Here is a 14576-nt window from a genome sequence, read left to right as displayed (position 1 = left end):
TTTCTATCAAAAGTCTTGATTGATTTATTGCATATATTGGCAACGTAGGACTTTTATCAAGAGACTAATATATAGTTTTTTTATTATTAATTTATACTTGAAAATAAAACTTCATTGTATTGCAGTTTCGCGTGAAGGATAGAGGCGGTATCCTTTTGTAAGCGGAGCAAACAAAAGATAAAGCCGAAAGCCTGACCCGCTTTTTCTGCGGGGCACGCCATAAAAAAAATCCAACTTGTTTGCACAAATTGGATTCTTTAAAAGTTTTTAATTTTTATTAAAAACGCTATTTTATTTTTTTGATTATTTCAGAAACAGATACTTCTAAACCTTTATAAAAATCACCTTTTTTAAATTCTGGTAAGGCATAGCTAGATATAATATCTTTAGTTTCGTCATAGTTAAGCGTATTACGTACCTGGTCACTACCTTGTATCTGAATTTGTCTCAACTCTTTACTAAAAACAATTAAAACGGCTGTGTTAAGTTTTAAGTTATTGGCTAAATAAGTATTCAGATCCAATGAGTACTCAGGAATATCAGAATAAGGTTTTATGGAAGGAGTTGTAACAAGAATAATTTTATGACCTGAGCTTGTCTCGCACGATTTTAAAGTATTTTTTAAAGCTGCTATTTGACTTGGAGATAATATTTTTTCGAAGTCATTTACATAATCATATGATTTCGAAAAAACATTTTGAGGTTCAGAGGTTGAACTTACTGCATTTTTTGTTTGAGCAAAAAAACTATTTAATGAAAATAAGGTAATTGTAATAATAAAGAAGATCTTTTTCATATTAGTACTGAGGGTTAGATTTGGTGGTGCGAAAATAAGACTTTATTATGATAAAACATTCTTCAAATTTGTATGAAATGGTTAATATTTTATTGGTTTTATGTGAAGTATGTGAATTAACAAAATAGAAACTTTTACTTGACATTATCGAGAAGTAAAATCATAAAAAAAATCCGACTTGCTTTTGCAAATCGGATTTTTAAATATTTATGAAATAGAATTAATATCAATTATAAAATGGACTTTCTATTTAGGTTCTATTTGATTTAAAATATAATTTTTAGCAAGAGGACCAGTAATTTCTTTATTGTCCATATCAAGCTGTGTTAGTGTTCTTTCTCCCACTAAGTAAGATGTTGTTCTAGTTTTATCTTTAGTTATAGTCGTGATTATGTTTCCTTCTTTATTCCATGTAGTTGTTCCTTCATCGGTAAATTTATTATCTTTTGTTTTACCCAGATATGTTTCTTTTATAGAAAAAGTTTTGTCGTCATTTATTGTTATTTCCTGCTCAATTCCTTCACAATCTGCACATGGTACAATTCCTTTATAAGTACCAACCCAATCTAATGAATTTTGTGATGTATGTTCATCATGAGTTACAATTGTGTCTTGCGTAATTGTATCTTGTTTCATGGCATCTTTATCTTTACAGCTCGCCATTAATAGCCCTGCCATTATCAGTGTTACGATTTGCTTTTTCATTTAGTTGAGTTTTATTAGATTAAGTAAATTTAAGTATTATATAATAAGAACGTGCTAGTAATTTTTTTATTACGTGTTAGGACAGGGTTTTAGAATTAATTAAAAAAAGTAAATCATAAAAAAAATCCGACTTGCTTTCGCAAATCGGATTTTAGATTGAAAATTATATTCTTAACTAAGGGAATATTACAAGTGAATTACTTCGCCGTAAGCATCAGCAACAGCTTCCATAACAGCCTCACTCATTGTAGGGTGAGGGTGAATAGATTTTAAGATTTCATGTCCGGTAGTTTCTAGTTTACGAGCTACAACTGCCTCAGCAATCATATCTGTAACACCAGCACCAATCATGTGGCATCCTAACCATTCGCCATATTTAGCATCAAAAATTACTTTTACAAAACCGTCTGGAGTTCCAGCAGCTTTAGCTTTTCCTGAAGCAGAGAATGGGAATTTACCAATTTTTAATTCGTATCCTTTTTCTTTAGCTTGTTTTTCAGTTAAACCTACAGATGCAATTTCTGGAGTTGCGTAAGTACAACCAGGAACGTTTCCGTAATCGATTGGGTCTACGTGTAAACCAGCAATTTTTTCTACACAGTTAATTCCTTCAGCAGAAGCTACGTGAGCCAAAGCTTGTCCAGGAGTAACATCACCAATAGCATAATATCCAGGGATATTAGTTTGGTTGTAAGCGTTTACCAAGATTTTATCTCTGTCTACAGCGATACCTACTTCTTCAAGACCAATGTTTTCGATGTTAGTTTTAATTCCAACAGCCGAAAGAACGATGTCAGCCTCAAGAACTTCTTCACCTTTTGCAGTTTTAACAAATGCTTTTACACCTGCACCAGTTGTATCAATACGCTCTACAGAAGAGTTAGTCATGATTTTAATTCCAGCTTTTTTCAAAGAACGCTCAAATTGTTTAGAGATATCTTCGTCTTCTACAGGAACAACGTTTGGCATAAATTCTACAATAGTAACTTCAGTTCCCATTGAGTTATAAAAATGTGCAAACTCAACTCCAATAGCTCCAGAACCTACAATAATCATAGATTTAGGCTGAGTAGGTAAAGTCATTGCCTGACGGTATCCTATTACTTTTACTCCATCCTGAGGTAAGTTAGGTAACTCACGAGAACGAGCACCTGTAGCAATAATAATATGGTCAGCGCTATATTCTGTAACTTTATTATCTTTATCAGTAACGTCAAGTTTTTTTCCTGGTTTAAGTTTCCCAAAACCATCTATAACGTCAATTTTATTTTTCTTCATCAAGAATTGAACACCTTTGCTCATTCCTTCCGCAACACCACGGCTACGTTGTACAACCGCAGGGAAATCTTTATCGAATTCAGAAACAGTCAATCCGTAATCGGAAGCGTGTTTTAGATAATCAAAAACCTGAGCCGATTTAAGTAATGCTTTGGTAGGAATACAACCCCAGTTTAAGCATACACCACCTAGGTTTTCTTTTTCAACTACGGCTACTTTAAAGCCTAATTGTGATGCTCTAATGGCAGTTACATATCCGCCTGGACCACTTCCTAAAACAATAACGTCGTATTTCATTTTTTAAGTATTTATTTTATTTTTAAAATTGAAAGCGGTTAAAAACGCATTTCATTTTCTATTTTTCAACAATGAATAGAGATTGCGAATTTAAGGATTTATTTTAAAAAAAGGTTTAATTTTTATTTCAAGGTCAATTTACATTGGCTATTTCACAGAGATTAAAATAAAAGTGATTTAATTTGCTAAATTTTAGCTAATAATCACCTTTATTTTACGAAAACAGCAGTAATTAAAACAGAGTTCTAAATTAATTTGCTATCACAAATTGCGAGTCGTATAAGTTTTTGTAAAACCCTTCGGCACGATTTATCAATTCCTGATGCGTTCCTTGCTCTACAATAAGACCTTTATCCATAACCACAATTTTATCGGCATTTACAATCGTTGCCAATCTATGCGCAATAACAATCGAAGTTCTGCCTTTAGTAATCGTTTCGGTAGCACGCTGGATTAATTCTTCAGAGTAGGTATCTATAGATGAAGTTGCTTCATCTAATATTAAAATACTCGGATTACTTACATATGAGCGTAAAAAAGCAATCAGTTGGCGCTGACCCGAAGAAAGCATTACACCACGTTCCTTTACATCAAAGTCATAATTATCTGGCAAGCTCATAATAAAATCATGTACACCAATTACTTTGGCAGCTTCTACAACCTGAGCTTTGGTTATCTCAGGATTGTTAAGCGTAATATTATTGTAAATCGTATCTGCAAACAAGAATACATCTTGCAAAACCACAGCAATTTGCTTGCGTAGTGAAGCCAGCGTATAGTTCTCAATATTATGACCGTCAATACAAATTGTTCCGCTATTAATTTCATAAAAGCGATTCAGTAAGTTTATAATAGTCGATTTTCCAGCACCAGTCGAACCTACAATAGCAATAGTTTGTCCGGCTTCAACCGATAAATCAATGCCTTTAATAACTTCCTCCTCTGGAATATATCCAAAACGAACGTCTTTAAATTCAATACTTCCGTTAAAAATAGGTGCTTCGATAGTTCCAGTATCCTGAATATGGTCTTGTGTATCGATAATATCAAAAACACGATTGGCAGCAATCATTCCTAATTGCATCTCGTTAAATTTATCCGCAATCTGACGTAACGGATTAAACAACATCCCGATAAACATCGTGTAGGAGAATAAATCTCCAAAAGTGGTAAAGTTATCGCCATTCAGGATTTTAAAACCACCAAAAACGACAATGCAACCCAATGTTAGCGACGAAATAATATCGGCAATAGGGAAGAAAATTGAGTTATATAAAATCGTTTTTATCCATGCTTTTTTATGTTTACCGTTTATTTCCTTGAAACTTTCGTACTCAGCATTCTCACGATTAAAAAGCTGAACAATCTTCATACCGGTAACGCGCTCCTGTACAAACGAGTTCATGTTGGCAATCTGAGTTCGAACTTCCTCAAAAGCAACCTGCATTTTGCGCTGAAATATACGAGTGATGTAAACCAAAATAGGCATGGCAATAACCACAATCCAAGTAAGTTTCCAGTTCATATAAAACATAAAAATTAGCACAACAAGCATTTTCATCAAGTCACTAATAATCATAAATAAACCCTGGCTGAAGATTCTGGCAATCGACTCAATATCCGAAACCGAACGAGTAACCAGTTGTCCTACAGGTACAAGGTCAAAATATTTCATTCTAAAACTCAAAATGTGTTTAAACAACTTCGTGCGGATATCCTTTACAATATCCTGACCCAACCAGTTTGCCCAATACACAAAATAAAACTGCGAGAAAACCTCCAATAAAAGCACAATTCCCATTAAGGTTACATAAAAAAGTAAACCCAATTGGTCGTGCGTTTTAATATATCCGTCCACCGTTTGCTTAAGCAAATAGGGGCGAAGAGCGGCAAATATAGAGAGCGAAACCGCAAAAATGATTACACCATTATAGCGCCATTTGTAAGGTTTAGTATAAGTAAGAATTCGTTTGAAGAGGCCAGTATCAAATGCTTTTGCTTTCATTTTATTTTTTTTGCTTTAGGCTTTAGGCTTTAGGCTTACTGCCTATAGCTTAAAACTATAAATAATCGTAAACAACCTTAGTTAAATACAATCCGTGAGCCGGAACCGAAAAACCAGCTTTGTCTCGGTTTTTACTAGCAATGATATTTTCAAAATCATCCAGCGTAATTTTGTGTAAACCAATGTTTATCAAAGTACCAACAATGGCGCGAACCATATTTCGTAAAAAACGATTGGCCGAAATGGTAAAAATCAGCTTATTATCTTCGGTTTTCCAATACGCTTCAAAAATACTACAATCAAATGTATTTACATCAGTGTTCACCTTCGAAAAGCATTGGAAATCGGTATGATTTAACAAAATTTTAGCAGCTTCGTTCATCAAAGCAACATCTAAATATTGATGAAAATACCAACTCAGTTCCTCCAGAAAAGGATCTTTCACTGTATTAATATGATATTCATAAGTACGTTTGGTTGCGTCAAAACGACAATGGGCTTCGTCCTGAACCAAGATAACATCATAAATAGCAATGTCTTTTGGTAAATAAGAATTGAGTTTGTGAACCAAATTCGGAACGACAATAGGAGAATCATAATCAAAATGAGCATACATTTCTTTGGCATGAACACCAGTATCAGTACGACCAGCCCCCATTAAATTAATAGGAGTATTTAATAAAACAGAAAGTGCTTTGTTTAAAGTTTCCTGAACTGATGACGCATTAGGTTGAAATTGCCAACCATGATAATGCGTGCCGTTGTATGCAAATTGTATAAAATATCTCATTTTAAGGTGCAGAGGTTCTAAGATGCAAAGGTACAAAAAAGGTTCAAAGGAACAGAGATGCAAAGGTGCAAAGGTACTGAGGTACTAAGGTTTTTTTAGGGACGCATTGTAGAGACGCACCGCAGTGCGTCTAACACAACGGGATAAGGTTTTTTGTCTATACGATGTGTAATCATTTTTATCGGTTATTCGTAGAGGCGCACAGCAGTGCGTCTCACGTTAGATATGAAAATAAACAAAGACACAATGTTTATGTATCCCTGTAGAAAACCTTTGCATCTCTGTTCCTTTGAACCTAATTAAAGAACCCTTGCTTCTCTGAACCTATGTACCTTCCTCAAAAAACTGTTAAAATCAAAAATACCAATCATAGTTTGTTTAGCAAAAAATCGTGTCAGAAATTGACAATTCTAACGATTTAATCAGGGGCTTTTTTAAACATTATTTAAGTAAAATTAACAAAAGTTAATTTTGAAAATATTTCATTTTAACAGGAAGTATTTCTGCTATGTTTGTAATCTAATATATCAAAACTATGAATGAAATTACTTCTTATTGGTGGATAATTTTAATCTTATTCTCCATCGTTTTTCACAAATTTATTTTACGTGTTTTCTTCGGAATGGTGATGGTTCCAGAGGATAAGATTGGTCTTGTGACTAAAAAATTCGTTTTGTTCGGAACCGATAAATCGCTTCCTGATGGTCGTATTATTGCGACAAAAGGAGAAGCAGGTTATCAGGCAAAAACGCTTGCTCCGGGTTTATACTGGGGAATGTGGATCTGGCAATATTCGATAGATATGACTGGATTTACAGTTATTCCGGAAGGAAAAATTGGACTCGTTTTAAGTAAAGACGGAAAGGAAATTCCAACTGGTCGAATCTTAGCCCGAAAAGTAGAAAGTGACAACTTTCAGGATGCTACTTTTTTCCTGGACAATGGCGGACAAAAAGGACGTCAGACCGCTTTTATTACCACAGGTTCGTATCGTATAAATACGTTCTTGTTCGAAATTGTAATTGCAGACCAAATCAAGATTTATGAGAACATGATTGGTATTGTAACAGCTCTTGACGGAGAACCAATTCCGCAAGGACAAATTGCGGGGAAATTTGTTGAAGGTCATAATAACTTTCAGGATTTTGACAAGTTTTTGGATACTGGTGGAAATCGTGGTTTACAGCCTCAGGTAATGTTGGCAGGATCATACTATATTAATACATGGGGAATCTTGATAGAACAAAATCCAATGACTGATGTGCCTATTGGATATGTTGGAGTTGTTATTTCGTATATTGGAGAAGATGGTCAAGATGTTACCGGAGATACTTTTAAACACGGAAACATTGTTTCAAAAGGACAACGTGGTGTTTGGATGGAACCTTTTGGACCTGGGAAATATGCCTTAAATAAATATACGACTAAGTTAGAAGCAGTTCCAACAACCAACTTGGTTCTCAACTGGGCAAATGCCAGAAGTGAGTCGCATGATTTAGATAAAAATCTTTCTACGATTACTGTTCGTTCAAAAGATGGTTTCCCATTTAATCTGGATGTGGCACAAATTATTCACGTTCCGGCTGCCGAAGCGCCAAAAGTAATTGCTCGTTTTGGAAGCATGAATAACTTAGTTTCTCAGGTTTTAGAGCCTACAATTGGTAACTATTTCAGAAACTCGGCTCAGGATAGCGATGTTATTTCTTTCTTGTCTACAAGGAAAGAACGTCAGGAATCGGCTAAAAATCATATTAAATTAGTTCTTGATGAATATAACGTAAATGCTGTTGATACTTTGATTGGAGATATCGTTCCGCCAGATTCATTGATGAAAACTTTGACAGATAGAAAATTAGCAGAAGAAGAGCAAAAAACATATCAAACTCAAAGAATGGCGCAGGAACAACGCCAGGGAATGGAGAAAGAAACCGCGATTGCAGATATGCAGAAAGAAATTGTGCGTGCTTCGCAAAGTGTAGAAATTGCACAACGTACCGCAGATGCAACTGTGAAGAAAGCTGAAGGAGATGCAACCAGTTTAAAACTGAATGTAAACGCCGAAGCCGAAGCTACAAAAATGCGTGCCAATGCGGAAGCCGAAGCAACAAAAGCAAGAGCAGGAGCACAAGCCGAGGCTACCAAATTGAATGCAAGTGCAGAGGCAGAAAGGATTTCTAAAACAGGTTTAGCCGAAGCAGAGAAAATTATGGCAATTGGTAAATCGACTGCAGAATCGTACCAACTTCAGGTTAGCGCGATGGGTGGAGATAATTTTACCAGATATAAAGTTACAGAAGAAATTGGAAAAGGAAACATCAAAATAATTCCTGATGTTTTAATTTCCGGAAACAGTGGTTCTGATGGTTCTATCAGTGGTTTGTTAGGATTAAAACTAATGGAAATGATAGATACCAAAGATTCTAAAGATGTTAAAAACCCTAAGAAACAGTAACTATTGTAAAATGTAAAGCGTTAGAGGTGAAATGTAAAAGACATCGTATAACGTAGAGACGGACAGAAGTGCGTCTAACACAAAGTTTTAAATCCGGTCTGCATTAGCAGATCGGATTTTTTTATGTTCAACAACAAAAGAAAACCGTACGAAAGACGCACTGCGGTGCGCCTCTACAAAGAAAACCTTTGTACCTTTGCAATTCTGAACCTTTGTACTTGTAATGAAAAAAATCCTCCTACTTTCCGATACGCACAGCCATATTGATGATACAATTTTAAAATACGTTTCCCAAGCTGATGAAGTGTGGCATGCGGGAGATATTGGTGATTTATCGGTTACCGATGCTATAAAAAAAGTAAAACCATTACGTTGCGTTTATGGAAATATCGATGATGCCAAGGCACGATTAGAATTTCCGTTAAACAATCGTTTTATGTGTGAAGATGTTTCAGTTTGGATTACTCATATTGGTGGTTATCCCGGAAAGTATAGTCCTGCTATAAAAGCAGAAATGGCTTCTGATCCTCCTAAATTATTTATCTGCGGACATTCACATATCTTAAAAGTAATGTTCGATAAAAAGAATAATTTGCTGCATATGAATCCTGGAGCTGCGGGTAAAAGTGGTTTTCATCAAGTACGCACGATGTTGCGATTTGTGATAGACGGAGATAAAATAAAAGATTTAGAAATTATAGAAATCGAGAAACGTAATTAATTTATACCAGGTTTACTATTGGAACTTCTATTCTAATCGAGGTACCAATATCAATTTTAGATATAACTGCTATTTCACCTTTTAAATTCTTTATTCTGGCTCTAATTTGGTTTAGACCAAAGCCTTCGTCGATATGAAATTTATTTGTTTTATATCCTTTGCCGTTATCATTTACATTGACAATCAGGTTGCCATTTTCTTCAACTAAAGAAATACTTGCAAGAGAAGCTTCACTATGTTTTATAATGTTGTTTAAAAGTTCCGAAATGATGAAATAGATTCTCATTTCAAATTTTTCATTGTATCGGGTTTTTGATGGAATAGCACAAGAATACTCAAAAAGTATCGTCGAATTAGAATTCTTTTCGCATAAATCTTCCAGCGCATAAAACAAACCAAATCGAACTAATAATGTAGGTAAAAGTTCATGAGATAAATCACGTACTTTATCATGAGCTTCTTGCAGAATGAATTTTGTTTTAAGAATTTCTTCAGAAACAGGTTCGTTTTGAGTCGAAAAAACATTTAAATGCATTCCTGCCGAAGATAATAAGGCACTAATATTATCGTGTAAGAATAAAGCAATTTTCTTTCGTTCACTTTCCTGACCGTCGATACTGGCATTAATTATGTTTTGTTGTATTTTGCTTTGAATATCTTTTAGTCTATTATTTTGTTTCAGTTTGGTATTCTGATAGAAAAAATAAAACAAGATGATACTAATAACAAATAGAGAAACCATAATACTAACCACTTTTTTGTTACGGGATTGCTCCAATAATAAAGATTGTTGTTTTGATTTGTATTGTGATTCTATTTTATCAATGTCTCTTTTGTATTGATCTACTTCTAGATTAAGACCAGCAACATCTACTTTTCGTAATTTATCTTCATTATTTAGTTCTTCGTTTAAAGTAGTATAAAGAGCTAGATTGTCATAGGCTTCTTTAGGTTTTCCTATTTTTGATAAAAACTTAGAATATTCTTGATAAGTGAAACATAAATCTGATTTTTCATTTCCTTCTCGACCAATTTTTATTGCTTTTTTAAAAAATAAATCTGCTTTTTTGTTATTGTTTTCATGATTGTAATACATACCGTTAAGCATATTTAATACTACCAAAGTAGAAGCGTCACCATGTTTTGAGTGGAACTTATTAATGTAACTTAAGTAGGGGTAACCGTCTTTATAACCACCAATGTCAAAATAAGCCCAAGTAATATTTAGTTTTGTAAAAACTACTTGTACCGAGTCTTTTATTTTAGTACTGTAAAAAAGAGACTTTTTATAATAAGAAATTCCTTTTTCATATTCCTTTTTATTAAAGCAGTAAATATTACCTAAATTATTATAAAGCCAATTCTTAAGTTCGCCATTGTTGGTTTTCTCGGCATATATTAATCCTTTTTTGTAATAAAATAAGGCTTTGTCGGGTTCTGTTAATTCATCAAAATTGGCAGCAATTGTATTGTATGATTTTGCAATTAGATTTGGATCATTGGCAGCAATGGCATAGTTTAAAGTAAGACGGGATAGTGTTAGGGATTTTTCGTATTGTCCTTCACGCATAAATTTTACAGCTTCATCATAAAGTTTTTCTGTCTCTTTTTTAGAAAGAGGCTTGCTTTGAGAGTAAAATTTGTTGCTTAAACAAATTAGCAATATGACGAGTAATAAGACAATTCGATTTTTGTGCATTTAATATAATGATTATTATATATGTAATTTCAAAGATTAGGGTTCAAATTTAATAATTAATTTTATTGCTATTGATGTTTAATTGATGCTCAAAACGTGACATGTTAATTTAGAATACAATAGTAAGTAATTTAATATTTGATGATTTATATAAAACAGTTTTTAGGATTAAATTACGATTCAGACATTATCGGAACATCTATCTTTATTGAGGTTCCCATGTCAATTTTGGAAATAACTTCGATATCTCCTTTCAAATTTTTTATTCTGGCTCTAATCTGGTTCAGTCCAAAGCCTTCAGCGATGTTAAATTCATTGGTATTATATCCTTTTCCGTTATCATTTACATTAATAATAAGATTCGAATTATTCTCTACTAGCGAAACACTGGCAATGGTAGCCTCACTGTGTTTTATGATATTATTTAAAAGTTCTGAAATTATAAAGTAGATTCTCATTTCGAATTTTTCATGATAACGTGTCTTCGGGGGAATTGTACAGGAGTATTCAAAAAGAAGAGTCGAGTTCGAATTTTTTTCGCATAAATCTTCAAGAGCATAAAACAAACCAAAGCGAACTAATAATGTGGGTAAAAGTTCATGAGATAAATCACGTACTTTATCATGCGCTTCTTCGAGAATAAATTTTGTTTTAAGAATTTCTTCAGATACAGGTTCGTTTTGTGTCGAAAAAACGTTCAGATGCATTCCTGCGGTAGATAATAAGGCACTAATGTTGTCATGTAAAAATAATGCTATTTTTTTGCGCTCACTTTCCTGACCGTCAATACTGGCATTAATGATGTTTTGTTGTATTTTGCTCTGTACATCTTTAAGTCTGTTTTTCTGTTTAAGTTTGGTATTTTGATAGAAAAAATAGAATAAGATGATAGTAACAATAAATAAAGAAACCATGATACTAACAATTTTTTTGTTGCGGGATTGTTCCTTTAATAAAGATTGTTGTTTGGTTTTATATTGAGATTCAATTTTATCAACTTCTCTTTTGTATTCATCTAATTCAAGATTAACACCTACCAGTTTTGTCTTTTTTAATTCTATAGATTCAGTAAGTTCTTTTTCGAGAGCATTAAGTTTAGTGATGTTTTCGTATGCTTTTTTGTAGTCATGATTTCTGAATAAAAAGTCTGCGTATTTTTCATGCGTTTTTGCTAAATCAAATTTTTCATAACTTTCATTTCCTAAAGCAATCGCTTTTGTGAAAAATGCATTGGCTTTTATCGTATCGTTTTTATGATCGTAATATATTGCATTTAGCATATTAAGAGCAACCTCAGTTGACTCATCTCCATATTGTTTAAATTCATTTATATAATTTAAATAATCTAAACCTTTATCAAAATTTTTAATCTCAAAATAGGCCCAGGTAATATTAAGTTTTCTAAGATATATTTTTGCATTATCGGGTGAATTCTTGCTGTATTCAAGTGATTTTTTATAGTGATTAATCCCTTTTTGATACTCTTTTTTATAGAAAAAATAAGTGTTTGCCAGATTGTTATGAATTTTAGCCTTTAATGTGCTATTATTGGTTTTATCAACATAGTATAGTGCTTTTTGATAAAATACTAAAGCTTTGTCGAGCATGATTAAATCATCAAAATTTAAGCCTATTGTGTTGTAACTGTATGCGATAAGATAGTTGTCGTTAATGTCAATTGCTTGTTTTAAAGCAATTCTTGCTTGTTTTAACGATTTTTCATAATCGTTAGTTTTCCAGCTGGCAATAGCTTCTTTTATTAATTTATCAATTTCATTTTTTGGAAGTGGCTTATTTTGAGAGTAAGAGTCGGTGCTAAAACATATTAGTAATATAATGAGTAATGAGAAAAATCGAGTTTTATGCATTTAATACGACTGTTATTTTATAGATAAGAATTTCTAACATTTTAGCTCCAAATTTAATAATTAAATCCCTTTATGATTGAAAAAAAAAAGTTATTATTGTGTAGGTAATGTTTCTGGTTAATTAAGGCTTTTTATGAATAGATTTACGAATTTAATTTGTAAGTAATTAAAGACTAAATAGATGTGTTAATAGTGTCTGAGATAGCTGTAATGCTTGTTTGTGTAAAAACAGGTCATTTAGGGAGTATTATAAGTACCATAGAATTCAGTAATTTACCAGAAGATCCTAAAGATTATTTTAAGTATATCAAGCTTAAATTCTGACAAAAATAGATAAAAAGGTGTAATTCACTAAATAATAAAGACAGAGCCCAAAGTGTCTTAAAATGATTTGGGATTAATTAATTTAAATAAAATAACAAATGTCAAAACAATTTTTAGAAGGAGAAGAAAATTACAATTTAGCAGGAGAAGACCCAAACACTAATATTGGAGGTGAACCAACTCCTGAAGATGAAAATCAACCAGAAGAGCCAATAGAAGAAAAGGTAGATATTGATAAAGGAGGAAAGGGAGATAGTTAATAAAATTCTCTTATAATGAATCGATTACAAATTAACTTAAATAAAAAGGTGTAAATTAATTTAGTAAAGAATAAAAAAAGTGCTTCAGTTTTTGAAGCACTTTTTATGTTTATGATTTAATCAAATTGTTCTTAATCGCATATTTCACGAGACCAATAGTGTTTTTTGTTTTTAATTTTTTCATGATATTCTTGCGATGAGTTTCGACAGTATTAGTACTGATGAAAAGCAATTCACTAATTTCTTTTCCACTATACTCAAGGGAAATTAATGTGATAATCTCAAGTTCACGTGAACTTAATATAGAATTTTCTTCTCGCGTACGTTCGTTGAGTTTAGGATTACCTCTTGTAAAAGTGGTAAATATTTTTTCTCTAACCGAATCGCAAAAATATTCTTCACCTTTATTAACAGCTTCAATAGCCTCAATGATATTTTCGCCAGCACATTTTTTGGTTAGATAACCACTGGCTCCAAGATTCATTACCTCTTTAATAATTTTTAAATCATCATAACTAGAAAGGATTATTACTTTGCAGGGAAAACCTTTTTCTGAGAATTCTTTAAGGACTTCGATACCATCTTTTTGAGGCATACTAATATCTAGAACTAAGATACTAGTGTTATTTGTAGATACATCATCAAAAATATTCATTCCGTTCAAAGAAGAGCCTACAACCTCAAAGTCAGAAACGGTATGTAATAAATTGGTAAGCCCGTCAATAAGTACCTGATGATCATCGGCTAGATGTACTCGTATTTTGTCTTTCATAAAAATGATAACTATTCGTTTCAAATTTATGAAAAAATAAGGGACTATAAGTGTTTATAGGGCTTAATTTAATCATAGTAGTGCAAAAATCTTGATATTTCCCACAAAAAAACCCGAATTATATAATTCGGGTCTTCTTCGCACAAAATAAATTAAGTTTATAGGTTTACCTCAATCTATCCACAGATTTTACAAGATCTTCATCCTTTTTGATGGCTTTATTAGCTAACACTAATAATACGATAGCAACTATAGGTAGAAACATCCCAATACCTTTCTCAGAAACAGCAGGTGTTTCTCCAGATACATTTAGTGAATGATATACAAACAATCCTAATAAAATTAAATTTAATATTATATTCAGTCTGCCCATGACAAACTGGTTTTGTCTCTTTTTATATGAAATAATACTTACTATAGATAACATAGCACTTAAACCTAGTAAAACAACGTAAAGTTGATTTTGCATGAAATAATAAGGCTTAGCATCTGCTGTTGTCCAAAGCGGAACGAAAGTCATTAATATAGTAACCGCAAATGTTAAAAGTAAATATATAGTTTGAATTCGTTGTATCATTTTCTTGATTATTGTTTTACAAAAATATATTT

12 protein-coding genes are annotated in these 14576 nt (G+C 32.5%); 3 read left to right on the top strand and 9 right to left on the bottom strand.

Features of this window, described 5'->3' with window-relative positions:
* Nucleotides 1-286 precede the first annotated feature (286 nt).
* From SHI72_RS17285 to truA, 5 genes are all read right to left on the bottom strand, one after another.
* A complete protein-coding gene (locus tag SHI72_RS17285; protein WP_323490806.1) occupies nt 287-796 on the bottom strand; it encodes a TPM domain-containing protein in 510 nt (169 codons plus the stop codon).
* A 246-nt stretch (nt 797-1042) separates the two neighbouring features.
* The gene (locus SHI72_RS17280; protein ID WP_323490805.1) at nt 1043-1501 is read right to left on the bottom strand and encodes a copper resistance protein NlpE; all 459 of its coding nucleotides are present in this window, start codon (nt 1499-1501) and stop codon (nt 1043-1045) included.
* A 186-nt stretch (nt 1502-1687) separates the two neighbouring features.
* Nucleotides 1688-3076 (bottom strand): dihydrolipoyl dehydrogenase, encoded by a 1389-nt coding sequence (lpdA, locus tag SHI72_RS17275; protein WP_039112873.1) that lies wholly within the window; start codon nt 3074-3076, stop codon nt 1688-1690.
* A gap of 250 nt (nt 3077-3326) precedes the next feature.
* Nucleotides 3327-5081, bottom strand: a complete 1755-nt coding sequence (locus SHI72_RS17270) for an ABC transporter ATP-binding protein (RefSeq protein WP_039112871.1) — start codon at nt 5079-5081, stop codon at nt 3327-3329.
* A gap of 55 nt (nt 5082-5136) precedes the next feature.
* Nucleotides 5137-5871 carry a tRNA pseudouridine(38-40) synthase TruA gene (truA, locus tag SHI72_RS17265; RefSeq protein ID WP_039118181.1) on the bottom strand — a complete coding sequence of 245 codons (735 nt, stop codon included), beginning with the start codon at nt 5869-5871 and terminating at the stop codon, nt 5137-5139.
* 535 nt (nt 5872-6406) lie between these two features.
* Here truA and SHI72_RS17260 point away from each other — a divergent pair.
* Nucleotides 6407-8323, top strand: coding sequence for an SPFH domain-containing protein (locus SHI72_RS17260; protein ID WP_323490804.1), 1917 nt, complete (start codon nt 6407-6409; stop codon nt 8321-8323).
* Nucleotides 8324-8546: 223 nt separating this feature from the next.
* Complete coding sequence (locus SHI72_RS17255) at nt 8547-9044, top strand: metallophosphoesterase family protein (protein ID WP_039112868.1); 498 nt, start codon at nt 8547-8549, stop codon at nt 9042-9044.
* 1 nt (nt 9045) lies between these two features.
* Here SHI72_RS17255 and SHI72_RS17250 read toward each other — a convergent pair whose 3' ends face one another.
* Both SHI72_RS17250 and SHI72_RS17245 read right to left on the bottom strand, forming a co-directional pair.
* Nucleotides 9046-10614, bottom strand: coding sequence for an ATP-binding protein (locus SHI72_RS17250; protein WP_323490803.1), 1569 nt, complete (start codon nt 10612-10614; stop codon nt 9046-9048).
* Between the two features lie 302 nt (nt 10615-10916).
* Nucleotides 10917-12611, bottom strand: coding sequence for a tetratricopeptide repeat-containing sensor histidine kinase (locus SHI72_RS17245; protein WP_323490802.1), 1695 nt, complete (start codon nt 12609-12611; stop codon nt 10917-10919).
* A 422-nt stretch (nt 12612-13033) separates the two neighbouring features.
* Here SHI72_RS17245 and SHI72_RS17240 point away from each other — a divergent pair, with 422 nt between their 5' ends.
* On the top strand, nt 13034-13195 hold the full coding sequence (locus tag SHI72_RS17240) for a hypothetical protein (protein WP_323490801.1): 162 nt from the start codon (nt 13034-13036) through the stop codon (nt 13193-13195).
* A 109-nt stretch (nt 13196-13304) separates the two neighbouring features.
* Here the strand turns inward: SHI72_RS17240 and SHI72_RS17235 are convergent, their stop codons facing one another.
* A complete protein-coding gene (locus tag SHI72_RS17235) occupies nt 13305-13967 on the bottom strand; it encodes a response regulator (RefSeq protein WP_035619889.1) in 663 nt (220 codons plus the stop codon).
* A 166-nt stretch (nt 13968-14133) separates the two neighbouring features.
* Entirely contained in the window at nt 14134-14544 is a 411-nt protein-coding gene (locus SHI72_RS17230) for a DUF4293 domain-containing protein (protein WP_039112865.1), read from the bottom strand.
* Nucleotides 14545-14576: the final 32 nt, after the last annotated feature.

Source organism: Flavobacterium sp. PL02, assembly GCF_035013205.1.
GTDB lineage: Bacteria > Bacteroidota > Bacteroidia > Flavobacteriales > Flavobacteriaceae > Flavobacterium.
The sequence above is the reverse complement of the archived record's forward strand: the minus strand, read 5'-3'. Positions and strand labels throughout refer to the sequence as shown.